The 23,515-nt window shown below is 40.1% G+C and carries 21 protein-coding genes and 1 pseudogene; 8 read left to right on the top strand and 14 right to left on the bottom strand.

Going from position 1 to position 23,515, the window contains the following annotated elements; all coding sequences use genetic code 11:
• Positions 1-25: 25 nt before the first annotated feature.
• Positions 26-511, bottom strand: a complete 486-nt coding sequence (locus M998_RS01335) for a MarR family winged helix-turn-helix transcriptional regulator (protein WP_068443871.1) — start codon at positions 509-511, stop codon at positions 26-28.
• Positions 512-595: 84 nt separating this feature from the next.
• On the opposite strand from M998_RS01335, the gene M998_RS01330 reads away from it, so the two are divergent.
• The 3 genes from M998_RS01330 to M998_RS01320 all read left to right on the top strand — a co-directional run bounded on the left by M998_RS01330 (position 596) and on the right by M998_RS01320 (position 3,439).
• Positions 596-1,468, top strand: a complete 873-nt coding sequence (locus M998_RS01330; protein ID WP_068907191.1) for an EamA family transporter — start codon at positions 596-598, stop codon at positions 1,466-1,468.
• Positions 1,469-1,583: 115 nt separating this feature from the next.
• A complete protein-coding gene (locus M998_RS01325; RefSeq protein WP_375342640.1) occupies positions 1,584-2,183 on the top strand; it encodes a YiiX family permuted papain-like enzyme in 600 nt (199 codons plus the stop codon).
• Positions 2,184-2,413: 230 nt separating this feature from the next.
• Positions 2,414-3,439, top strand: a complete 1,026-nt coding sequence (locus tag M998_RS01320; protein ID WP_068907190.1) for a threonine aldolase family protein — start codon at positions 2,414-2,416, stop codon at positions 3,437-3,439.
• Positions 3,440-3,496: 57 nt separating this feature from the next.
• On the opposite strand, the gene M998_RS01315 is transcribed toward M998_RS01320, so the two are convergent.
• Positions 3,497-4,084, bottom strand: coding sequence for a TetR/AcrR family transcriptional regulator (locus tag M998_RS01315; RefSeq protein ID WP_068443881.1), 588 nt, complete (start codon positions 4,082-4,084; stop codon positions 3,497-3,499).
• 113 nt (positions 4,085-4,197) lie between these two features.
• Here M998_RS01315 and M998_RS01310 point away from each other — a divergent pair, with 113 nt between their 5' ends.
• The 5 genes from M998_RS01310 (at position 4,198) to M998_RS01290 (ending at position 8,116) form a co-directional block, all read left to right on the top strand.
• The gene (locus M998_RS01310; protein ID WP_068907189.1) at positions 4,198-5,406 is read left to right on the top strand and encodes an MFS transporter; all 1,209 of its coding nucleotides are present in this window, start codon (positions 4,198-4,200) and stop codon (positions 5,404-5,406) included.
• Between the two features lie 94 nt (positions 5,407-5,500).
• The gene (locus M998_RS01305; RefSeq protein ID WP_068907188.1) at positions 5,501-6,253 is read left to right on the top strand and encodes a DUF4184 family protein; all 753 of its coding nucleotides are present in this window, start codon (positions 5,501-5,503) and stop codon (positions 6,251-6,253) included.
• Between the two features lie 103 nt (positions 6,254-6,356).
• Positions 6,357-6,818, top strand: a complete 462-nt coding sequence (locus M998_RS01300) for a YaiI/YqxD family protein (protein ID WP_068443891.1) — start codon at positions 6,357-6,359, stop codon at positions 6,816-6,818.
• 116 nt (positions 6,819-6,934) lie between these two features.
• On the top strand, positions 6,935-7,579 hold the full coding sequence (locus tag M998_RS01295) for a LysE family transporter (RefSeq protein WP_068907187.1): 645 nt from the start codon (positions 6,935-6,937) through the stop codon (positions 7,577-7,579).
• 126 nt (positions 7,580-7,705) lie between these two features.
• Positions 7,706-8,116: a hypothetical protein gene (locus M998_RS01290; protein WP_068443896.1), complete on the top strand. Its 411-nt coding sequence runs from the start codon at positions 7,706-7,708 to the stop codon at positions 8,114-8,116.
• Positions 8,117-8,226: 110 nt separating this feature from the next.
• Here the strand turns inward: M998_RS01290 and M998_RS01285 are convergent, their stop codons facing one another.
• The 12 genes and pseudogenes from M998_RS01285 to M998_RS01230 all read right to left on the bottom strand — a co-directional run bounded on the left by M998_RS01285 (position 8,227) and on the right by M998_RS01230 (position 23,373).
• On the bottom strand, positions 8,227-9,354 hold the full coding sequence (locus M998_RS01285) for an ElyC/SanA/YdcF family protein (RefSeq protein ID WP_068907186.1): 1,128 nt from the start codon (positions 9,352-9,354) through the stop codon (positions 8,227-8,229).
• 267 nt (positions 9,355-9,621) lie between these two features.
• Positions 9,622-10,707 carry a tRNA 2-selenouridine(34) synthase MnmH gene (mnmH, locus tag M998_RS01280; protein WP_068907185.1) on the bottom strand — a complete coding sequence of 362 codons (1,086 nt, stop codon included), beginning with the start codon at positions 10,705-10,707 and terminating at the stop codon, positions 9,622-9,624.
• A 119-nt stretch (positions 10,708-10,826) separates the two neighbouring features.
• Positions 10,827-11,669, bottom strand: a complete 843-nt coding sequence (locus M998_RS01275; protein WP_068443905.1) for a tetratricopeptide repeat protein — start codon at positions 11,667-11,669, stop codon at positions 10,827-10,829.
• A 26-nt stretch (positions 11,670-11,695) separates the two neighbouring features.
• Entirely contained in the window at positions 11,696-13,072 is a 1,377-nt protein-coding gene (locus M998_RS01270) for a VasL domain-containing protein (protein ID WP_068907184.1), read from the bottom strand.
• A gap of 39 nt (positions 13,073-13,111) precedes the next feature.
• Positions 13,112-13,540 carry a type VI secretion system baseplate subunit TssE gene (tssE, locus tag M998_RS01265; protein ID WP_068443911.1) on the bottom strand — a complete coding sequence of 143 codons (429 nt, stop codon included), beginning with the start codon at positions 13,538-13,540 and terminating at the stop codon, positions 13,112-13,114.
• Positions 13,537-14,121, bottom strand: a complete 585-nt coding sequence (tssJ, locus tag M998_RS01260; RefSeq protein ID WP_073890182.1) for a type VI secretion system lipoprotein TssJ — start codon at positions 14,119-14,121, stop codon at positions 13,537-13,539. The genes tssE and tssJ overlap by 4 nt, the downstream gene beginning before the upstream one ends.
• Positions 14,102-15,196, bottom strand: coding sequence for a type VI secretion system baseplate subunit TssG (gene tssG, locus M998_RS01255; protein ID WP_068907183.1), 1,095 nt, complete (start codon positions 15,194-15,196; stop codon positions 14,102-14,104). Before tssG ends, tssJ begins: the two co-directional genes overlap by 20 nt.
• Entirely contained in the window at positions 15,160-16,923 is a 1,764-nt protein-coding gene (tssF, locus tag M998_RS01250; protein ID WP_068907182.1) for a type VI secretion system baseplate subunit TssF, read from the bottom strand. The genes tssG and tssF overlap by 37 nt, the downstream gene beginning before the upstream one ends.
• Positions 16,924-16,947: 24 nt before the next feature.
• Entirely contained in the window at positions 16,948-18,564 is a 1,617-nt protein-coding gene (tssA, locus tag M998_RS01245; protein ID WP_068907181.1) for a type VI secretion system protein TssA, read from the bottom strand.
• Positions 18,565-18,623: 59 nt separating this feature from the next.
• Positions 18,624-21,972: pseudogene (locus tag M998_RS01240) on the bottom strand (ImcF-related family protein).
• Positions 21,962-23,104 carry a KPHS_23130 family T6SS system protein gene (locus M998_RS01235; RefSeq protein ID WP_068907180.1) on the bottom strand — a complete coding sequence of 381 codons (1,143 nt, stop codon included), beginning with the start codon at positions 23,102-23,104 and terminating at the stop codon, positions 21,962-21,964. The pseudogene M998_RS01240 and the gene M998_RS01235 overlap by 11 nt, the downstream one beginning before the upstream one ends.
• A 2-nt stretch (positions 23,105-23,106) precedes the next feature.
• Positions 23,107-23,373, bottom strand: a complete 267-nt coding sequence (locus M998_RS01230; RefSeq protein WP_068907179.1) for a PAAR domain-containing protein — start codon at positions 23,371-23,373, stop codon at positions 23,107-23,109.
• Between the last annotated feature and the right edge of the window lie 142 nt (positions 23,374-23,515).

The raw sequence follows: 23,515 nt of genomic DNA, 5'->3' as shown, positions 1-23,515 counted from the left end.
GCATGATTGCTTGTGCCCTAAACTTCTACGACTCGAATGAAGTTAAAAATGTGCGTAACAGTTGGTTAAGTGACTGCTGTTGTTCTTTTGATAAATTCGCGACAAGCCTAGCTTGATTTTGAGTATGGGCTTCAATAACTCGATCAATCAGGGTTAACCCTTCCGGTGTTAATGACACCAAAAAACCACGGCCATCTTCAGGGTTAACGTGACGGGTTACATAACCTACTTTTTCTAATTGGTCGATACGGTTAGTCATTGTTCCTGATGTCACCATCAACGTCGCCAGCATTTCACTAGGGCTTAATGTATAAGGTGAACCTGAACGCCGAAGGGTAGCCAGCACGTCGAAACTTGAACGATTTAGGTCAAACTGGGCAAATACCTTCTCCATTTCTCGAGTAAGGTGATGGGCAATATTACCTAAACGTCCGATAAGCCCCATTGGGCTAATATCTAAGTCAGGGCGTTCACGTTCCCATTGTTGAGTGATTTTATCTATTCTATCCATGAATAAATAATGACAATTATTTATCTTGACGTCAAGGTAATTAAAAACTATCTTGACGTCAAGATAAATTGAATGAGTCATATCATGAATAGATACGCTATTTTATTATTAACTGCACTTGCTCCGATTGTGTGGGGAAGTACTTATTTAATCACAACGGAAATGTTACCAAAGGGGTTACCCTTAACGCTTGCTGCGCTAAGAGCTTTACCTGCGGGACTATTTTTACTGATTTTCTTACGTCAATTACCGCAAGGTATTTGGTGGGTTCGTGTCATTATCTTGGGTATTTTGAACTTTTCACTTTTTTGGTGGTTATTATTTATTGCGGCATATCGTTTACCCGGCGGAGTTGCTGCGACGGTAGGGGCGGTTCAACCGTTAGTGGTGCTATTTTTAAGCCGTTGGTTATTAAATAGTCAGCTGTCGATGTTATCCATTTTTGCTTCTTTTGCGGGGATAATGGGCGTTGCAATATTACTGCTAACACCTAATGCAGCACTTGATATCGTTGGTATTATCGCAGGTCTTGCGGGGGCATTATCGATGGCAGCAGGGACAGTACTTAGCCGCCGCTGGCAACCCCCGGTTACTGCATTAACCTTTACATCTTGGCAATTAACCGCTGGCGGCGCAATATTGTTACCGTTTGCCTTATTGTTTGAGCCTGCTTTACCATCATTAACAGCAATTAATCTGGTTGGTTTGGCTTATTTAACGATTATTGGTGGTGCGTTAACTTACGCACTTTGGTTTAGAGGATTAGCCTTATTAGGTCCAAGTTCGGTAGCCTCTCTTGGCTTTTTAAGTCCTGTTAGTGCGGTTATTCTAGGTTGGATGTGGTTAGGTCAACAACTGACCATTTTGCAATTTATAGGCATGGTCGTGATATTAGTGAGTGTATGGCTCAGTCAGCAGTCTGAGAAAAAACTGGCGTTGAAAAAATTATCCATTTAATTCAGGCATTATCTTATAAATTAACCGTTTTATTCACTTTTTAGTGATCGGTTATCGATAAGTGAGATAATCAATTTTAAATCCTATTGATTTTTGATTAACGGAAAAATAGCGAATGATGCGAATTGTAAGGCTATCGACACTCATATTTATCTTTTGGGCTTCTTTTAGTTATAGCTTTACCCCAGAGCAAGGGGATATTATTTTTCAGACATCAAAATCATCACAAAGTCTTGCTATTCAAAAAGCAACAAACTCACCTTATAGCCATATGGGAATTATTTTATTTAAAAATAATAAACCTTATGTTTACGAGGCATCTAATATTGTTAAATTTACCCCATTGCAAACTTGGATTGAGCAGGGAATATCTAATAAATATGTGATAAAAAGAACTGAAAAACCGTTGAATAATGAGCAAAAAAACAAGCTATATCAACAGGCAATGCGATATAAAGCTAAGCCCTATGATTTAGCTTTTTCTTGGTCTGATGATAAAATTTATTGTTCTGAATTAGTCTGGAAGATTTATTACCATGGTATTGATCTGAAAGTGGGCAAATTGCAAAAGCTTAAAGAGTTTGAGTTAAACTCAAAGGAAGTAAAATTAAAAATGATTGAGCGCTATGGGCGAAATATTCCTTTCAATGAAACTGTTATATCACCAAAAGCAATATTTGATTCTTCATTACTTATTACCGTAGACCAAAATTAATGTTTTCATATTGATACAACAACGGGTTATTAACTGCCTGTTAATAAATAAATTGCGATTTTATTATTTTTATCTAGTGAATGACCAAAAATAACATTGAATAATTAATAAGATACACATATAACTAATGTACTATTTGAATGGTATACAATACTTAAAATACGTCGAGTTACCGGTAGCCAGCAATCCTGCAACTTGAAGTATAATTTGGTCAATAGAAGGTCATATTTATGTATAGTTTTCTCAATGATTATAACGAAATAGCACATCCTGCGGTGATGCAAGAACTTAATAGTTTAGTCGGTAAACGCTATAAGAATTATGGAACAGATACGCTTTGTGCGGAGGTTGCCGAACAAGTAAAGCGTCGAATTGGCCAAAATAATGCGGACATTCATTTCTTTAATGGTGGCACCATTACCAACTTAACGGCGATTTCTCATATTTTGAGATCACACCAAGCGGTTATTACTGTAGATTCAGGGCATATATCGACCCATGAAACGGGAGCTATCGAAGCCACTGGGCATAAAGTGGTTACGGTAGTGTCTGAATCAGGCAAGTTGACGCCAGCGCACATCAAAAAAGTATTATCAGAGCACGGTGACGAACATACAGTTCAACCAAAGTTAGTCTATGTCAGCAATTCAACTGAAATTGGCACGGTTTACCGCAAAAGCGAATTAGTCGCACTACGAAAAGTCTGTGATGATAATGGCCTATTTTTATTTTTAGATGGTGCTCGTTTAGCTTCGGGCTTGATGTCTAAATTCAGTGATCTCACCATTGAAGATATCGCCGAATTAACAGATATGTTTTATATTGGCGGAACCAAAATAGGGGCGTTCACCGGTGAGGTTTTAGTCATTTTGAATGATAAATTAAAATCAGATTTTCGCTTTAGTATTAAACAACGTGGTGGGTTACAGGCAAAAGGTTGGTTACTTGCCGCTCAATTTAAAGCGTTATTTGAAGATGACCTGTATTTCAAATTAGGTAAACATGTCAACGATACCGCATTACAGTTATCTGATTTTCTTGAAAAACAAGGCTATGAACTGCTAGCGCCAACAGAATCCAACCAAGTATTTGTGATTTTACCCAATCCGCTTACCGAGAAGTTACTCGTAAAATATGAATTGAACAAAATCTGTGAACCAGAGCAGGGCAAAACCTGTGTTCGCCTCTGTACCTCTTGGTCTACTAGTCAGCAAGACATTGATGATTTTATTAATTTTTTTACTTCATTAAGTTAATATATTTTTAATATCGCTCTTTTTGTCTGCTCAGGTTAATAGACTGAGCAGACTACTTTAATTTTTGTCACATAATAATCCGTTTAACAATAAATCAATTACCGTAATGCTTTGTTGGAGCCTTTCTTGACTATTTTCTTGTGCTATCCAACAAGCTGCCTCTGCTAGACCACCATTGAGCATTGAAGCCAATGCTCGCGTATTAACATCATCAATAATGTTCTGCTGGATTAACCTAACAATTATTTGTTCAATAGAATCAATGCATTGAGCATGATATTTGTTAATAGCCACACCTAAAATAGCTTTAGCATCACGCAAGACAATTTGTTGGTATTCCAACTCTAGCGCCATTTCCAAGTAAGCATGGCAGCGTTGGCGGAAACTTTGCCATAAATCGTCTGAGTCATGGGTAATTGCGTGCAATCGTTCATACATTTCTGCATCTATTTGTTCAACAACGGCAGTTAATAATCCTTTTTTATCGCCGAAGTGGTGATAGAGTGCGCCGCGAGTTAATTCAACACTCGCGGTTAAATCATCCATTGAAGTTTCTGCATATCCGAGTCGGCTAAAGTAATCACGTGCGGTGGTGAGTAAAATTGCACGTGTTTCTTCCATTTGGGCTTGCGTTCGTCGTGCCATAAAACCCCTTACATACATAACGTATAATTGTTTACATTCATCTCGTATCAATATATCATTTTTATACATACATGTCGTATATATAATTTATATCCTTATTTCTGGAGAAATTAATGATAAGTCGCTATCAAGAAATATTTAAGGCGCCGGGCAGTAAAAGCTTTGCTCTTGCAGGCTTACTTGCCCGCTTAGCTTTGCCCATGATGGGGATTGGTATCATAACTATGTTAGCGCAGTTAAAAGGGAGTTATACATTGGCAGGGGCGGTATCGGCAACATTTGTATTAACCTATGCATTATTATCACCGCAAATTTCTCGCCTAGTGGATAAATATGGTCAGTTTCGCATTCTACCCATGGTTACGCTGATCAGTATTGTTGGTGTGGTATCTATTATTACCACGACATGGTTACTATTGCCTGATATCGGCTTATTTATTGGTGCATTTCTAACCGGATTTATGCCAAGTATGTCTGCAATGGTCAGAGCTCGCTGGACCGCTATTTATAAAGGTCAGCCTATTTTACAGACGGCTTATTCGTTAGAAACCGTGTTCGACGATGTTACTTTTATCACGGGCCCACCGCTATCTGTTGGATTAACTGTCATATTGTTTCCACAAGCGGGGCTGCTAGTTGCCGCAATTCTGCTCATTAGCGGGGTGGTTTTATTAGTTGCTCAGCGCAGTACCGAGCCTAAAATATTAGCTCAAAACGACACATTCCATGCGAAAAAATCCATTCTTGGAATTGCGAGTTTGCAGTTGTTAATCATTCTAATGATAGCTTTAGGTATTATTGTTGGTTCCGTGGATATTTTAAGTGTAGGTTTAGCGGAATTACAAAATCAACCTGCAGCCGCAAGTATGGTGTTATCTGCTTATGCCATAGGCTCTTGTTTTACGGGGTTGGTTTTTGGTGCTTTAACACTAACAACGCCATTACCTCGTTTATTGCTAATGAGTGGATTAATGACGTTCTTATCAATAATTCCTCTGTTATTAGTGGACAGTATTTTGACGTTATCTTTAGTGGTCTTTATTTCAGGACTCTTTTTTGCCCCAACGATGATTATCGCTATGTCATTAGTTGAAAGTATTGTGCCTGAAAATAGGTTAACAGAAGGAATGACGTGGCTATTGGCGGGGTTAAATATTGGCGTTGCTTTAGGTGCAATATTGTCAGGGAAAGTTATTGATAGTTTTGATATTTATACTAGCTACTTTGTTGCTATAGGTGGTGGGGGGCTTGTAATGATAGCGGTTATCTTTAGCTACGCTCAGTCGCCATCAAAGTCGCGTGTTGCGTGTCATTTAGGTTAATTAACCACACATTGTTTTTCCGACTTCTCGTATAGATTTATGGTGTTTTTTAACGCAAGCTATTCTTCAACAATAGATTATTTTGAGCGTTTTTATGCCTTGGACTTTTTCACACCCAGCCGTTGTATTTCCATTGAAACAATCAAAATGGGGACGTTTTTTAAATTTACCCGCGCTGATCATGGGGAGCTTAAGTCCAGATTTACTGTATTCATTTGGTTTATATCATACCGCGACGACAGCCCATTATTTTATTGGCTGGTTTTATACTGGGCTTCCAGTCTGTTTAATCATTTATATTGGAATATACCTGCTAGCGACACCATTGAAGCAGGTTATTCCTTTTCCAATTGAAAAAAATAACCAATGGGATAAACGCTATTTTATTACCTTACTGTTTTCCTTATTTATCGGTGCCGCGACGCATATCGTTTGGGATTCCTTTACTCATGAGTCAGGAGCCGCAGTAAGAAATCTACCTTTGTTGCAATTTGGCTTGATCAACATGACGGACCGCCAAGAAATTACGATATACAAAATCTTGCAGCATCTGGGTTCTTTATTGGGGCTATTGTATTTATGCTTTAAATATTTTAAGTTTCACCAAAGACAATCAAAAAAAAACCAACAAGCTAATTTAATTAAACTTAAAAATTTATTACTTATATCTATCTGCGCTGGAATTATCGCTTTCCCTTTAGCCTATTATCTAGCCATTAACGCTAATTTATTTAATTTTAATCGATTTGTTTACCTTGAATTAACGCTATCGGTCCCCTTTTTCTTTGGGATTATCATTGGTTATGCACTTTTCAAAAATTACAAATCATCTAAGATGTTAACCTAGAATAAAAGCATAAATCACAATTATCGTGATTGAACGATAAACGATTTATGCATGAACATGTTATGATATACAGTAGTTTACTCGAAAAATTATGGGAAATATTATGTTGATATGGGTAGATGCTGACGCATGTCCTAAAGTGATTAAAGAAATTTTATATCGAGCCGCAGACCGAGAAAAAGTGCAAATTACGTTAGTGGCCAATCAGCGGCTAACGGTTCCACCGTCACTTTTTTTAAAAACGTTACAAGTTCCTGCTGGGTTTGATGTTGCGGATAATGAGATTGTTAGGTTAGCCAATGCCGGTGATTTAGTGATTACCGCAGATATTCCGCTTGCTGCTGAAGTGATGGAGAAGGGGGCTATTGCGCTAAATCCACGAGGAGAACGTTATAGTGAAGCCACTATTCGTGAACGTTTAACCATCCGTGATTTTATGGATACGATGCGAGCAAGTGGTATTCAAACAGGTGGGCCTGCAACTTTAAATCAACGTGATCGCCAGCAATTTGCCAATGAATTAGATAAATGGTTATTGCACAGAAAAAAAGCGTTAGCCTCTTAATTTTTCGGATTAAAAATAAATCTAAATTTGTTCAGTCAATCTCCAATTTTTAAATAGAGTTGTCGATTATTTCGTGCTTATAATGCTGTTATCCCTAAGTCTAGGAAGAACAAATTATGGATCCCATTCATAGCATTATAATCACGTTATTTTTATTCGTGTTAACCTTTTTTAACCCTGGCGCTAACTTATTCACCGTTGTGCAAACTACATTGAGTTCGGGTAAAAAAGCTGGCTTAACATGTGGTTATGGCGTTGTTCTGGGTGATGCTATTTATTCAGGGCTAGGGCTTTTTGGCCTAGTTACATTGATGTCTGAATTTGGCTCTTTATTTTCGTTGATTAAGATTTTAGGCGGATTATACCTTTTTTATTATGCGATAAGTGTCTTTAAAAATAGAACTCAGCTTAATTTATCAACAGAAAATACACAGGAAAAATTTCCGACAGGAACCTATTTTCGCCGTGGGCTCATTGCGGATCTCTCTAATCCTCAAACTGTTTTATTCTTTGTCAGTATTTTTTCGACAACTATTTCACCAGCGACGCCACTGTGGGCAAAAGTATTAATGTGGTTAGGCATTGTTTTGGCGTCATTAATATGGCGTATCATTTTATGCCAAACCTTTTCATTAAGCTCAGTTAGACGAACCTATTCGCGAGTCCATAAAGTCGTCGGCAAGTTTGTGGGTTTAGTATTAGGTGCGTTAGCCTCTAAGCTAATTTATCAGGGTATCTCCGAGCTAATGAGCAAAAGATAATTCATACACAAAAAACTCAAATTTGTGTATTGAATATACGGTTTAAAGCACTTAATTTTAAACTTTATGGCTTACTGCCATTGAGTTGTTAATTTATATTGTCTATGGCTAATTTGAGATCCTCGAATGGGAAGTTATACGTTATACCTAGCTTCAATATTTACGTTGATTGCTGCATTATTACATTTTGCATGTCTATTTTGGGGAGCGGCAGGCTTCCGCTTTTTAGGGGCGGGGGAGTCACTTGTTAAAAAAGCAGAAAAAGGGAGTTGGTATCCTAATGTTGCAGCAATTATTGTAGGCGGTGTACTGGCAATATGTGCGACTTATGCCTTTACTGCGGCAAAAGGTAGCCCTTCTTTGCCATTTACCTCACCCATTTTGATGATTGTTGCTACCATATTTCTACTTAGGGCTGCATTATTCCCATTATTAAAGTCTCGATTTGAAGGAAATAGTGATCTATTTTGGTATGTTAGTTCATCGGTATGTTTAATTCTGGGTTTATTTTATCTAGTCGGTGCAATATTGTATTAGTGTAAACAGATAAGCAGGGTACCCCACAGTCATTATTGCGATGAGGTACCCTGCGGTTAGGTTAATCTTAATTCAATCAATGGGACGATTGTGTTTTTTTAAATAAAAAATTAACGTTCTTCAAGTGGATAACTGCGGAAACTCCATAAACCAAGCGCCTTCAAGCCGTCGCGATAAATGCCTTGAATATCTTTTTGATTCACTTTTTGCAATTCTTCTAATGGCTTATCTAATGCAACTATGCCGTAAAATTGAATATTACGAGGGCCAGTCTCCCAGCTTGCTAAGGTAAATATGGCATCCGCACGACGGATATGACTGCCGGAGCTAATTAATACCGTATCTTTGATGCGATGCTTAGCCAGCGCATAGCGGCTGTATAAGGCGTTTTCTACGGTAGTTCTTGCGTAATTATCTTGGTAAATACGTGTTTTATCAACACCTTGTTTGATTAACCAATCAGCCATTAGTTTACCTTCAGTTTTATTATTCTGAGGCACACCGCCAGTGACTAAGATAATTGCACTAGGTAACTCATTGGCAATTTGTAACGTTTTTTCAAGCCGTTTGATTAAGATATCATGCATGCTTCCATCTGGGTTAAGGGCGTAACCTAATGTCACAATTGCCGTTCCTTCCTGACTTTCGCGTAATTTTTTTTGTAACTCAGGTGAAAGGTTATCGGTGATTGGCATTGTGGTAACGCGGTCAATAACCTTATAAAACTCGCTGAGCTCTTGTGCTTTATTTACGTTTAATTCATTTAATTGTGCGAGGTATTTTTCACTGTCTTGCGTTTTGCCCGCAAAACGTGACCATGCTGATAAATAAATTAAGGCATCAATGTCATCGGGCGCAACTTCAAGAATATCACGATAGATTTCCAGTGCCTTATCAACGTTATTATTGTAAATATAAGCGCTAGCGGCGCTAAATAATAAATCGACACGATAGGGCTCAAGTTTGTGGGCTTGAAGTAGTTTTTGAGCAACAATTTCAAGATTAGACGGCAATTTGCCGGTAAAGCCAGCATCAGAAACCCGTGAAGGATTTTTAAACGCTTGAAGTGCTTCATTTACGAGAAGGTCGACCGTTTGACGTTGGCTAACGTAGTCTGAATAGTTAGCCTGCGGAGGGGTAATTGTTGGTGCTGCTAAGCTTTGAAATGAGAGTGCTAATCCGACCGCAATGGCAGCAATTGTTTTTACCTGGATGTGATTTGTAAAAGGCTTACGCATAGTTATTTTCCTTTTAAAATTAAGTTTATAATTTTATGTGCTTGCAAAACAATATGATACTAACAAAGGTTAAGCAGCAATGGGAAAGTAACGTTAAGAAATCAAATACAGATCTCATTAATTTTTATCGAAAAATAAGTGGCGTAAAATAAGTAGATAACTGTACGTATTGAATTCTTGGTAATTTAGGTCGGGGTATCCTCTATAAGTGAGGTGATGATAAGGTCTTATAGAGGATAAATATTGGTGGGGTAACGTGATTAATAGTTATCTTTGTAGCCATTGCAAAACAGCGTCATAGGTTCCACTAAAGACAATTCGCTCCTGTTTTTTACTCAATTGATAACGATACATCGGGTCATAATATTCATGAAGTAACGGACGTAACCAATCAAAATGAACCTCGGTATTACCGCTGATTTTTTGTACATTAAGGGCATTATCCAGTAAATTTGTCAGCTCGATTGCCCGCTGAGATCCTAAACGTTTACGAATGGCATGCAAACCATGATGGAGATATTCGCTATACTCAATCCAACCTTTTTCTTCCCCATAAGCATTTAAAAAATCATGGGTCATTCGGTCAAAGTACTCTTCTTTTAATCGCTCAATTCTGAGTTCAAAAGGATCTTCAACAACAACAATGTCAGCGTCTTCCATCTGATTCCGCAATGACTCAGGCAAGCTATTAATACCGATAGCACGGCCTTCATCTTCTAATACCCAGCGAGTGCATTGGCTCGCTTTTTTTAACATGGAAACGGTGAGATGATTTTCAAATGTCGCTTGTGAGAACTGAGGTTGTAGTGTTCGACCAAACGATGAGCCACGATGGTGAGCAAGACCTTCAAGATCGATGCCATCGGCTAATTCACCCACTAATGTCGTTTTTCCGCTGCCTGTACAGCCGCCGATGAGCACAATGGGTCGTTGAGTAAGTTCATTCATTGCATCTATTGTTGCTTGACGCAAGGCTTTGTAACCCCCAGTTATCAGAGGATAATCAATACCAGCTTCTTTTAGCCATTGTTGAACAATGTGTGAACGCATTCCACCACGAGCGCAGCAAATATATCCATTGGAGAAATGTTTACATGCTTCCATCCAAGCCGCTAAACGATCTGCTCGCACATCGCCATTAACCAGTTGATGGCCGAGTGCCAGTGCTTTTTCTGAACCATATTTTTTATAGCAGGTTCCCACCGCAGCCCGTTCATCATCATTCATTAATGGAAAATTATAAGCAGCAGGCATTGAACCCTGATGAAATTCAATAGGTGCTCGAACATCGATTAAAGGTGTATCGGAAGCAAGAAGTTGGCGGATATTTTGAGACGATGGGATTAATTCCATAATAAAAATTGTGTTGTCAATTCAGGTTGTAATGCGAATTATTATACGCCTAAATTGGCATGATGACACGTAATGATGCGTTTAAAAGAGCCGTTGTTAAAGAAGATAAGAGGGGCTAATTAATCACCAATAATGATATTATTTACTCTCTCTTGTATTGATGGATAAGGTTTTAATGCATAATTTAATAATACATATGCGTAAATAACTGAATTACTAAATAATTTAGGTTGTATTTTTTTTGTTTCCATTAATAGAATCAAATAAATAAGTGATTTTGGAACTATGATTTCACGCTCCTCACTTACAGCTACTTGCTCTAGCAATCTCCGTGCTTCTTCATAATTTTGTTCTCCTCCAATTCCTTCAATATTCATAAGCGCTAAGACATAAAGGCCTTGTATATCACTGTACATGCTTTTAAATAGGGCTCTTGCTTTTACATAGTCTTTAGGAACACCGTAGCCATTAGCATACATCAAACCTAAATAGTATTTAGCTGCATCGGAGTTGTACTCATTTTCAGTCGCTTTAGTGAGCCAATAGAGTGCTTTTTCATGATTTTGTTTTACCGCAAGCCCTTTGCCATACATTAATCCTAAATAGAATTGACCATTAACATGATTATTATTTGCAGCTTTTTCATTCCACAATAAAGCCTTAGTATAATCTATAGGTATTGAGCTAGTGCCCCAATAATAAATAGCGCCTAAAAAAGATTGAGCGTCAACATCACCTTGCTTCGCTGACTTTTCAAGCCACTCAATGGCTTTAGTATTATTTTTTTCAACACCATCGCCATAGAAATATGAAATACCTAAAGCATATTGTGCTTGAGCCGAATTTTTATTTGTAGCAAGTTCAGTCCATTGTTCAATATCAGATTGTTTCACGCTATTTTGTGATGCAAAAAATGGAAAAGGGGAAAATAAAATAAATAAAAATAAGACAAAACCCTTCATATTAAATAACCTTGTTATTGAGATAATTATTTCTCATGCAAAATAAGCGTGTAACGGTTAAGCAATTGCTTAAAATGCGTATCAATCCGTTGGTACTCGGATTCGGCGACAGTGCCTTTTTTCTGTAATGCTTCTAATTGTCGTAACTCTTCTTCCAGAGGAATACTTCGATTAAAGTTTTCCCGTGCATTGAATATGATCGTTTTTAATTCCGAACCGGTCATATAACTGCGAGGCTTACCATCAAGGCTATCCAATCGCAGGCTCAATGCATTTAACTTAGCCATACCTTCAGACCATTGATTTAAGCGATCTTCGGGCAAGGCGTTAACCTGAATATTTTGCTGCCATTGTTCATTTAATTTATTGATATCAGAATTATTATTGAATTGTTTTTTAAGAAAACTCACCATATCAAAGGCATACTCTTGTGACCAAATCGGAGAGAGTGATTCTAATTCACCAAGATAGCCATCGATTGAAGCAAGATGTTGGGTTGATACTAGCTCTGGATTTGCTTTATCGACTAATTGAGATTTCAAAATAGATTCAGTATTGACGTTAAAATCAGGCAACTTAGGTAAAACATGTTCAATACTTTTTGATGCTTTGATTTGGGCAATAAAATCAGGTGATAACCCATAGAGTATTCCGGTTCCTAAAACACTCGCTGTAACCAGTCCGGCCAATATGCCGATCCCTAATCCTCGACGATATTGTTTTTTTGCTATGTCCGCGGCAGTGGGTTGCGGGGAATTTGTTGTTAATGTCGCGTTCGCTTTGATTGATATTGGCGTTGCAGCCGTGCGTACATGGAAGCTAGAGGGAGAAGAAGGTGGCATTTTCAGTGGCGTTGATGGCACAAACCCGCTGTCAGGCATATCCGTACTTTCAAGTTGCCTTGCTTGGGTGGTGAGTAAATCTTGTAAGCGTTCGAGTTGCGTTAAGTGTTTTAGTTCTAATGATTGCAGTTGCTGACCAATTTTACTCAGCGTTGATTCAGCTTGATATAACGCAGGTAAATCAGCGTAAATAGGGTGAATACTACGCAATCCGGCAATTAATTGCTGGCTAAGCACGGATAAAATTTCAACTCGAGCATGAGTTTGCTGTGGCCAGATAGCTTGCCAATGCTGACTGAGTAGAATTTGTATGATTGATAACCCTTCATTCAACCCATCAATACCGGCTTGATGTTGACGAATCAGTGTAAACCATGCCGCGGTTTGTAAATCTGCCCCATTTTGGTTAAATAATGATAAACAAAGCCCATGGGCTCTCGCCCAATCAACATCAGGACGGGCAGGGTGAAAACGTTTGTTTAGTTCTTCTTTTAATGCGGAAAAATCACTGAGTGTGCGAGGGTCGCCACCGGGACGTAGCGTATTTAAGTCAGAATTCATACCAGCCTCAAAAATAAAATAGTCGGCCTATAAGGCGATTTAGGATAGATCAAATTGTTTTTTTAGATGATGCAAAAGAATGCGTCCATCGGGCACAAACTCAGTGCCATAGCGTATAAGCCCACGTTCGTGTAATTCAACATCCAAGGAATAACGTAGAGTACCAAATTCGTTCTGTGGTAATAGCACAAGGGAGAGGGACTTAATGCGTGGCTCATACTTCAACAAAGTATTCGATAATATGTTCATCATATTATGGGCGGTACCGGGTAATCCTTGGATCATTTTACTCATGTCAGGTAGCCCATAATCCGGCAAATGGTCAATTGTACCTGCTCGTGAATTTAAAATACGTCGTATATTATCCATCACCGAAAGAATGAGTTGTTCTTCCTCATCAATCGTTTCGATGGGTAAGCCACCGGCGAAATAACCGGTTAACATCTCATATAAGGATGGCTGGCTCATAACTTATAATCCCCTAACGGATTCAGCGTCATTGTGTGTTCTGATAGCACAAGACGGCGCGGATCATCAGGCAGTAAACGTTTTTTAGGGATAACCACTCGCCAATCATCCGTGATTAAATCAGGATCATGAAACATAACTGCAATGGCGACAAATTCGGCACCTTCTTCCATTGGCATATCGAGTGAAATCGATTCACCCGGGCGGATACGTAGGTCTTTTTGCGCCAGTAGTGATGATTTCAGCACTTCGCTATCCTCAGCAAATAACGATGGGTAATCTGTGTCGTTGAAGTTATCCGCATTTTTCAATTGGTAAACACGAATGATCGTTGACAGTGATACCCCGTTGTCATTGGTATTTAAGGCATCTCGCGCCACAAAATCTAAATGCACCACTTTAATTTGCTTATAAAAAATAGATTTAGCGATGTTGCTTGTGCCGTCACCAATAGTTTGCGTTAATCCGCAACCCGTTAAACCTAACACTGCCATCAATAAAAAAGCATGACGCGTGGATTGAATACCGCGAGTAAATGGTTTAACCGAGGAATGATTTTTTTTAGAATCGATAGTTAGCATATTCATCACTTTGTTGGCGTTGAAAATTGGGCTTCAGGCGTAGGTAATGGCCTAGGCCAATGGTAATTTCAGTATCAAAGAAGGCTTTTGCATTGCCATGTGGCCGCATTACGGCGGTACGTCCCAGTTGGACGCCTTGATAAGATTTAGAATTTAAGCTCGCATCTGGCAATAAATTGCGGGGTAAAGTTAAGGTTAATCGGGCATTAACTCTAGAGCCTAAATAGACATGCAACAGCGCCATTAGGTCTTGATAGATTTGCCCATCACTTTGCCATTCACGCGCTTCTGACAGGTCGGTTGTTTGTAGCTTGATCAGTACTTGGCTATTGACGTCTGTGGCATATGTCCCCAATACCGGCTTATTTTTTAGCGTGATAGGGTGCTGAACTGACAAAATGGTGGGTTTGTCTAATTCGATACGCCTTGGGTCATGAGGAATAACCTGTACTGAAGTATTCGGCGCTAATAAGGTAATGAGTGCGATAATACCTTCTGCCGTCCGAGTCGGTAAACGCATTGTGCCCAATAGCGCTAAAAAACGGGAGAGTGGCGTTTGCACATGGTTCGCACAACCGGGGATCCCCAAACCAATTAATCCATATAAATATTGGGATGTCTCATCTTCTCCGCCAGCGGCAAAGGTCGCTGGGTAGGAGTATTTACGCCAAATGCGATAAAACTGCGTTGTTAGCCGATGATTAAAAATATCTAAAAAGTCTGTCAGTGAATCAATACCATCTCGCCGTTGCGCAATATCATCGAGGTATGAAGTTGGCAGTGGTGAGGTAATACCATATAAACCGAGAAAAGTGGTTCTTACACTGGGGACATCGGATGGGCGATAGCGGTCATCCTGATCAAGCCCATTAATTTCCGTTGTAGGAAACCCCATTCCACGGTGTGGACGAAAACGGATCGGATCCGTTTTGGGATCTTGCGAACTACCTAATGGGATATTGTGGGGTTGTTTATTTTCCAGTAATTGGCAGAAGCGATAAAAATTCACATAGGAAATTTTATCACCCAATGCCTCAATTACCGCGGTAGCTGAGGACTGTGATTTTCTGTCCATTGCAGTTGTTTTCCTGTCGGTAATATCGTGAGGGTTAATTGGTTAAAAAGGTGAACATCGGTATATAAACCAAAGAAGCGGTTGAGCATTTCGCCAAATAAATGAATATCACCCTCGCCGTTGAATCCGTTACTATCTAGGGTCACGTCGATATCGATTCCACGTTGCAAGAAGCCTTTTTCGAAACGTTCAATTAAATGATGTTCTACCTGAATAATCGCCTCGAGTTTGCGGCTGTTCATATCATCATCCCGCCAATCATAAAGGGCTAGCGTTCCCCGCAATACCTCGGCGTTATCCATCATATTCAGGAAGCTTGAACCTAAATGGCTTAAAACTCGCCAATGAAAGCGATCTTCTGCGGGAGGGTAAGTGGGTAATGTCGGTTTACACAGATTGCGAACTTTAAGGGGGACTTGTAAGGTTTGCTCGGTTCTATCGAGTAAGGTACTTTGCAACGCTTTCCGAGGAAGTTGCCCATTGGTTCCAGTCAACTGAAGGGAAAGGGTTTCACTTTCCAACGAGGCGCCGTTATTGCGGCTTTCACCACCCAAAATAAGCCAAGTATCGTGTAAGCCGGTGACGCCGCGTTTCACTCGAGTATGGTAATAGTTTTCAGGTGCGTTACGGCGTAACATTCCGCCGCGATGACGAAAGCTGGTGAAGGGCACATAATTAACTTTTTCATCACGCCTTGAGCCATGGACATTATCAACGGAATAGACTTCGGTATGGCCATCTTGAATACGACGGGAACGTAATAAGTATTCACTTTCTAATCCATTCACCGTTAATGGGTCAGCTTCCACATTAAATAGGTTAATGACCGGCACACAATGGAGTCGGATGTTATCACTATTAAGCGTAAGGTCATTATCCCATAGCGTGTTTAAAACAATCTCTAATTCAAACTGGTTAGTGTGCTCAGGAAAGTGAATATCTCCCAGTCCTTTGAGATTGACGAAGAGAAATTTTTCTCGAAATGAAAAATACTCTAATAGCAATTGATAGCCGCTAAATGTGGTGTCACTTTTGGGCCATAATTGGTCATTTTCACTGAACCCCCCGGGCGAAAAATAGAGTGGAAGGGGGATCCTGTCAGGCGCTGCCGGTAATTTTAAGTAGGTGGCAGAGACTTGCTTTGTTAATGCAAGATGTAGGGCATTGGTGGTGGGAATATCACCCGCTAAGTAAAGTGATAAATCACTCAACTGCGTTTGTGTCCAATCAATCATCTCACTGCACGTAAATTTAATTCGGATCAGCGAACGCCCATCTGGCTCGGTTGTTAGTGTCACATTTGATAGCGTAAACGGGTTTAAGGGCAAATCACGGGTAGTCCGATAACGGCAAACGGTTTTTTTCGGACCAATTGGGCGAGATAAAATTTCAAAGTGCTGAGGTAAATTATCGGTGATTTTCATTTTATCGATGTCTGGCGATAATTCGACAATCGATAACGAGGGGATCGTTTGCAGATAATGGGGCCACAGTAAACTGACTAAACCTTCAGTTAATTCGGGTAGGTCATCATCAATTTTTTGGCGAAGTTGCCCCATCGAAAAGGCAAATCCTTCAAATAAACGCTCGACAAAGGGATCAGGGATCCCCGCTTTGTCTAAATCGAGCATTGCAGCTCTATCAGGGTGCGCTTGCGCAAATTCTTTTGCGGCTTCACGTAAGTAGCGCATCTCCGCATCAAAGTAGCGGAGTGTTAAATCATCCATTCATTCACTCTCTTTATTTTAAATTTAGCTGTACAAAACGATAGCGCGAACCGGGTCAAGACGGGTTAATTCGGCTAACAAACCGTCCATTTGCTGCTGCAACCCCAGTTTGTCTGCGGTATTACGTTGCGTTTTAGTTCGTAGTAATTGCAATTGGCGCGCTTTGATTTCAAAAATATAGTGCGGTTCCCAATCGGATAACGGCATCTGTGCGGCGAGCCCATCAAGCTCACGTAAGAGGTTTAATGCGAGATCATGGCGGGAAAATTGTTCAGAGACCCGCGCCATCACTAAATTAAGCAGCCATTTCTGCCTTGGACTCCGAATATCTGGGTGACGACTTAACCAAGTCAATGCGGCTTCGATGCCTTCACTGTCGGCTTGAATTAGCGCTTCTTGCTCAAGCGCCAGCACTGAATCTTCATCAGCCTGTGGTAAATGGTGTGATGGAATGCCATGCAATGGGTTATTTTGATCTTCAAGTACTTGCTGTTTGATCCAACTTAAGGTGACGTCATCAGCAAAAGGTGTGCCATCTTCCCATGCAAGCGTTTCCAAACCCGGCAGACGCAATAAAAGCTGTTTTAAATCAGAAATAATCACATTTGCCCAGCCATCCCATGGTGCGGATGATTTGCTTAAAGCTTGATAAAGGTACCACTGCACATCCAACCAAAAATGGTTCACCCCTTCAGCAAACAGTTTATCGGCTTGTTCGGTGAGTTCCCCCCAGCTTTGCTGTAAATACAAGCGCTTAAGTTGTGCTTTTGCTTCTGAACGCGGCGGTGTAAGCCGAGTACAGCCTTGTTGATTCTGTGGGGGAGATTGATGAACGGTATCCCAACGGACTGATTTCATTAATCGATGTCCAGCAAGCCAGCCATTAGGTTGATTGCGTAAGTAACCAGCAAGGACTTTGGCTTGGTCTAATAATTCACGACCGGATTGTATTGGCGCTAAAGAACTGGACGCTGCGGAAGAATTCGTATTGCCGATGCGCGTATTATCAGAAGTGCGAATGTTTTGTGGAACGAGACTGTCTGCGCCACCGGACTGAGCAAGGCGTTTTTCTAATGCGCGAACCAATGGGGACAATGTAGGTCGACTAGCTTCTGGCCATGATTGAAATTCATCGGCGATGGCTCCGAGTAAGGCAATAATTCGTGAAAATTCGTTTCTGTCGACCTCGGGATAGAGTGATAAACTGCCGAGAACTCTTGCACCAGCAAGCCACTCTAAAGCAGCTTTTCGGCTATTTGGGCGAGTCGGGAGTAAGTTTTCATGGTATCGACTTAATAACCCCACTAACAAGGCTAGCGCATCGGCAAACCCAGTTTCACCTTCTTTATGTAATCGCGCCCAAATATAGTAGGTCACGATGCGCACATCTTTGCATACCGTGGTCAATAATTTTTCGGCGAGTGAACAAATTAAATCGGTGTCCGCACCGGAGAGTTTATTGACTTCCTCACGCATTCGTTCGAAATCATCGTCATAACCCGGATCCTCTCCAACAGGGAGATCAGGTGTGATCGGTAATAACCAGCGTTCCCATAAAATAATTTGTTGCTCGGCTAGCTGTTTAGCTGCTTCCGGATTGTCAGGAAAACAGGTCGCACGCAGTGAGCTCAGTACATTCATAAAAGGTCAGTCCTATTACGGCCGAATATTGAATTGAAAAATAAATAACAAAGGGATGACTAATCTAAAAAGATTTTTTCAGGTAACACAAAATCGCGTAATTTCAATAACGCTAATGGGCCATCACCCATTTCAGTGCGTAGGGTATAGGCCAGTGAATGACCGCCGAGCGTTTTCCAGTCAATGGAATAGCTGCTTGTACTTCCTGCATAAGGCGTCACCGTGGCGGTTTCTAGTAAGCGAATAATGCCCCATACGCCACGATAATCACCGTATAAACGGGTACCCGTGCTGGTGGTCATCCAACTTAATGATGCGCCAGATGCAATGGTATCGGCAGGCCAAGCAAATCGCTGCCATTGAGGTTGTTGGTTATCATAGGTGAGGGTTTGCTTATCAATCACTAAGGTTGTCTGCATGATGCTTTTTCCGGTTCCCGGACGCATTTCAAAATACAAACGTGCTTCGCCATTGGCAAAGGCGACATCACCAAGGTAACTTAATGTATCGAGAGCTTTTAGGAATTCTGGGTTAAATCTTAACCCTTGTGAATGCGTACTATTTGGCACCCAGTGATTGCCTTCTTTACGTAAAACACCTTTTAAACGTGTTTCGAGAAAGCGTTGAATTCGCCCATTATCCGGTCGCAAATATTGCGCCATTAAAGGCAGAGAGATTTCACTCTGGGTATTTTTTAGGGGGTAACGCCCGCCAAAGGCCGTATTCCAATCATTGACAATGGCACTTTGCCATTCACTGTTAATGCCTTGAGAGGTCGGCATTAACAGTTGTTGCCATGCTTGCGTCATCGGTTGAACCAGCAATGTCTCGCCAAAACTGTTCCATTCTTGTCCAAGACTTGCCGCGATCAGACTGCCATAATCTCGGGTTTCAGATAGGTCGACTGTTTTTCCCTCAAAAATACTTTGCGCTAGCGCTTGTGACATGGCTTGAGGATCAGGGGCATTGACCACCTGTTGCAACTTCAAGCGAACACGCGTTACCCGAGTCAGATAGGCTTGTAGACTTAAATTATCACTATTGTTACTCGTTGCTTGGGGATCCGTAAAGTTTAATATGGGTCCAAAAACATCTTCTAGAGGGCCTGAATATTCCGCTTTTTGGCTGATAATCGGCTGTTGCTCTTTGTTAAGTAAATCCTTGGCGGAGCTCATAAATGAATCTGACAGCTTTTGTTGCTGGCGGCCTGTTTTACCTTGATAAGATAATGTATTCATCAATGCAATCACCGGTGATTGCATTGATATCACTCATTAAGGTTAACTGATCGATAGTGTCTGATAAATTCTCAGTATGGCGCCATTGCAAGCTATTCATAAAGTTAAGCCAGCTTCCGGCAAAATCAGCAAAATAGCGGTCGGTTAAACGCTGTTTCAGTTGCTCGGGGGAAATGTCACTGTCAATTTGGTGCTGGTTATCACTTAATACCCAGTCTATTTCTTCGCGACGTTCTTCCGTTGCACGTTTAATGGCAGGTTCAACCGATTCTTCCCATGCTTTGCGCGTAAATATGCCGGGGATGAACTCTTGCGTGGTAAATAAGAAGCTCGCATCGGTTTCCGCTACCATTTCATCCAATGTCATATCGGCGTAGTTATGTTTAGCTTGCAGTAAGATCTTTTGATATAGCGCTGATTCGCCATTACGTTGTCCAATTTGGCGGATAAGCAAGGTACGGCTGCTGGCGATGAGTGATTTATTCGGGCGGATAACCCAGTCAGGGTGTTGTGGCAACTGATTCGCGTAGAACAGCAATAATTCTTTACCTAAGGTTTGCCACTCGCCATCAATAAACCCTTCATGTTTTGGCATTGCCGTTAATACGGTTGTGGCAAAAAACTCAGGTTCGATACGTTCAGGTGTGCTCATCATTAAATAGGCTTTTAATATCTGATACGTATTTTGTGATGCGCCAGCGCGCTCATCGCTATCCGGAGGAAGTTGCGCAAATTTTTGGAGTTGTTCTTCCAGTTGCTGGCGGACGGTATCGCGCAATAATGGCAGGATAGTTTGGCTATACACAGGCCATAACTGAGTCAATAAAGCCTCATTGGTACTTAGCCCAAACTGCATCCATAACGGCACATAGGTTGCTTCACGGTGATTAAGCTGCCCTAATGTTTGCTGAAAGTCATACTGTGCTTTAAGTCGTGTCGCATCAGTCAGCTTACTGTCTGATGCAATCAGGGCATTTTGCTGGCTATCGTTAATTAATTGTCGATTAGCAAGATAAGACACCACCATCCCAATTCCCCAAAGGGTCATGGCCGTTGCTGCGGTATATTGCAGAACACGTTTGGTGTTGACGCCTAGCGCAGCGGGTTTTAATGCTGCCGACAACTCAGATTGTGCGGTTAACAAACTTTGCCAGCGATTATCGGGCTGCCAACTATGGGGTAATAACCGAACGCCAGCGGTCACCGGCACGGTACTAAAGGCCAAGCCTGCAAACGGTAATGCACGAAAACCGGAGACGAGGGGGGCTAATAGGGTGGCAAGCTGTTGACTTCCCCCAGTTCGTAAATACTGAGCCAAGGTCAACAAATAGGTATGTTTGGGCTGTTGTAATAAGGCTAATGTACCTTGCTGCGTCAATATGGGTAATAGACTCAACAAAGTCGGTGATAATTTTTCTGCGGCGCTACCGGGTTCGGTTAAACACAACACCGAAGGGGTTTCATTGCTGCTGAGCACCGAAGTATCGCTGACGCTCCATAACCAGACGGGCGCTTTCCATCCCAAGGCTTTAAATAAATTATGGATATAGCGTCCTGCGATATCGGATGTTGCAGTATTAAGATGATTAAAGGAGAGGGTGCTTTCAAGGGGCTGCTGTGAAATCGAATTTTCATTAACCCAAATCACTGCATCCACAGGTCGACGGCGACGCAGTTGTTTTAGCATTTGCACCCGCTGCTCATCCACCGATGCAGAAATATCACCACCAAAAATCAATAAGGTGCCATTACTTTCTTGCCAAAGCTCCTGGGTGAGGTTAGGGGCCAATTTTTCAACCGCAGAGTGAGAGCCAAGGAGAAGCTGGATGGTAATTTTGTTGTGCCAGAACGTACCGTATTGGGATTTCAGGTTTTCTTTTATGAGTAAAGCTTGATCAGATCTTGTCGTACCCGAAATACGTTTTTCTTTTTTCGGAACAGAATCTTTTTTATCTGGTTCATTACTCGCCTGTTTTGGACGAGTAAAATAATCAAAGATTTTAGTCAAAATTACGACAGCAAAGGCTAGCGCAACCATCGCCAAAATTTTTTGCTCATTATTATATAAATGTAATAATTCACCATTTTCCCAGATTAGATAAAATGCAACTAAACAAAATAGGCTTAATAAAGTGAAGCGTATGGGCAATTTAAACGTATTAAATTTCATTTTTCATGACCGGTGTAATAGTACTTATGAACGTTACATCGTTTTCAGTTGATAATATAACGGTGGGTTTACGTTTTTGTTCGACATATTGTGAAGCTAAAGCAGCGATAAACCAGGGAGCATATTTCCCTGTAGGACCTGAGAAAAACTCCAAATCAATCATATTCTGAGGCGATAAATAACCAAAACAATTATCCGACTGGTATAGCTCAGCTAGTATCTGATCATTTATTTTTCCAGCCGAAAATAAAAATACCGAATTGATAGAATCAACTTGTACTTCACCGAAAATTTTAATGCTATTTTTAATATCATCATTTGCATCAATAGACATAGGTCTTTTTAAATCAATTTTTTTTGATAATTGATATTTTTTCGTGACATCATCTGATGTTAATATAAAAATAGCCATTAACTCAGACTGAATGTTCTTTATCTCATTTTGTTCAAATATAATAATATTAATAATTTCATCATTTTTTGATATGATTTTATCAACGTTATTAAAACTAAAGTCACTGATAATACTTATATTAGCGTACTGCTTATTTTTTAATAAGTTAACCCAAGAATCTCTAAATTTCTTAGCTATATCATCATTGCTTTTATCTGTTACATATGTGATATGCAAGGGTAATGAAGGGGGAAGCGTTAAAATAATGTCTTTCACGGAACGTAATAAATAAAAACATGCACCATGATGATTAGGCAGATAGTCAATTTTTTGTGTTATGTTGTAGCTGGATACATGTGATTGTGTATGGTTAAGTATATATGGGAGTGTTGTTTTTTCAGGTAGCAATAAACAACTATCAAGTACACTAACACTACGCTCTCCCCATAGGCACCATTGATTATCAATATATTGTTTTTCCCTTTCAAGAAAAGCATATAGCCGGTAATTTTTAATGTATATAAATAGTTTAGTGGATAGTGTTATTAAAACCAAAATAACTGGAGATATAATAATTAATATTGATAAAAGCTTATTTATTTTTAATTCTTTTTGTTCCAACGTCAATAATAAATAAGTTGAAACTATCATTGCGGCTAAAAAAAATAATAGCCATTTTAAATACGGCGGAGGAGTTGGTTTATCAATTTGTCCGGAAGGTTTTTTATGCCAAGCCATTTTTACTCCATTACAAAATCAGACGAAGAAGAAATTAAAGTACAACCACATTCAGTTTTACAACCCTCTATGGCGATTGGAATACCTTTGCAAGTAAAGTCAGAAGCTCCCTGTATAATTTTATTTACTCCATGTCCTTTTTTAGGGCAGCTCACCGTATCACCAACTTTGGCTGCTTTTTTACCATTGACAATAATATCGGAGGTTGCGGTAATAACCGTACCGCCATGACTCGTCTTATCACCTAATAAAATAATATTTTTTGGCATAACAACACCTCAAATTAATGACTTGATTATTTATAATGCGACAAATTAATGATGTATTAGCCACCTTAAAAATAAAGGTAATTTCTAGTTACTAGCTACATACACTAAATCAGTTGCTGTTTTTTTCGTTTCTTGCTCTGCT

Source organism: Providencia heimbachae ATCC 35613 (assembly GCF_001655055.1).
Classification (GTDB): Bacteria; Pseudomonadota; Gammaproteobacteria; order Enterobacterales; family Enterobacteriaceae; genus Providencia; species Providencia heimbachae.
Note: the sequence above shows the minus strand (reverse complement) of the source record. Positions and strands in the feature narration are given on the sequence as shown.

Coding starts and splice junctions, on each gene's coding strand:
- M998_RS01335 (WP_068443871.1), bottom strand. CDS start 511: ATGGATAGAATAGATAAAATCACTCAACAATGGGAACGTGAACGCCCT.
- M998_RS01330 (WP_068907191.1), top strand. CDS start 596: ATGAATAGATACGCTATTTTATTATTAACTGCACTTGCTCCGATTGTG.
- M998_RS01325 (WP_375342640.1), top strand. CDS start 1,584: ATGATGCGAATTGTAAGGCTATCGACACTCATATTTATCTTTTGGGCT.
- M998_RS01320 (WP_068907190.1), top strand. CDS start 2,414: ATGTATAGTTTTCTCAATGATTATAACGAAATAGCACATCCTGCGGTG.
- M998_RS01315 (WP_068443881.1), bottom strand. CDS start 4,084: ATGGCACGACGAACGCAAGCCCAAATGGAAGAAACACGTGCAATTTTA.
- M998_RS01310 (WP_068907189.1), top strand. CDS start 4,198: ATGATAAGTCGCTATCAAGAAATATTTAAGGCGCCGGGCAGTAAAAGC.
- M998_RS01305 (WP_068907188.1), top strand. CDS start 5,501: ATGCCTTGGACTTTTTCACACCCAGCCGTTGTATTTCCATTGAAACAA.
- M998_RS01300 (WP_068443891.1), top strand. CDS start 6,357: ATGTTGATATGGGTAGATGCTGACGCATGTCCTAAAGTGATTAAAGAA.
- M998_RS01295 (WP_068907187.1), top strand. CDS start 6,935: ATGGATCCCATTCATAGCATTATAATCACGTTATTTTTATTCGTGTTA.
- M998_RS01290 (WP_068443896.1), top strand. CDS start 7,706: ATGGGAAGTTATACGTTATACCTAGCTTCAATATTTACGTTGATTGCT.
- M998_RS01285 (WP_068907186.1), bottom strand. CDS start 9,354: ATGCGTAAGCCTTTTACAAATCACATCCAGGTAAAAACAATTGCTGCC.
- mnmH (WP_068907185.1), bottom strand. CDS start 10,707: ATGGAATTAATCCCATCGTCTCAAAATATCCGCCAACTTCTTGCTTCC.
- M998_RS01275 (WP_068443905.1), bottom strand. CDS start 11,669: ATGAAGGGTTTTGTCTTATTTTTATTTATTTTATTTTCCCCTTTTCCA.
- M998_RS01270 (WP_068907184.1), bottom strand. CDS start 13,072: ATGAATTCTGACTTAAATACGCTACGTCCCGGTGGCGACCCTCGCACA.
- tssE (WP_068443911.1), bottom strand. CDS start 13,540: ATGAGCCAGCCATCCTTATATGAGATGTTAACCGGTTATTTCGCCGGT.
- tssJ (WP_073890182.1), bottom strand. CDS start 14,121: ATGCTAACTATCGATTCTAAAAAAAATCATTCCTCGGTTAAACCATTT.
- tssG (WP_068907183.1), bottom strand. CDS start 15,196: ATGGACAGAAAATCACAGTCCTCAGCTACCGCGGTAATTGAGGCATTG.
- tssF (WP_068907182.1), bottom strand. CDS start 16,923: ATGGATGATTTAACACTCCGCTACTTTGATGCGGAGATGCGCTACTTA.
- tssA (WP_068907181.1), bottom strand. CDS start 18,564: ATGAATGTACTGAGCTCACTGCGTGCGACCTGTTTTCCTGACAATCCG.
- M998_RS01235 (WP_068907180.1), bottom strand. CDS start 23,104: ATGGCTTGGCATAAAAAACCTTCCGGACAAATTGATAAACCAACTCCT.
- M998_RS01230 (WP_068907179.1), bottom strand. CDS start 23,373: ATGCCAAAAAATATTATTTTATTAGGTGATAAGACGAGTCATGGCGGT.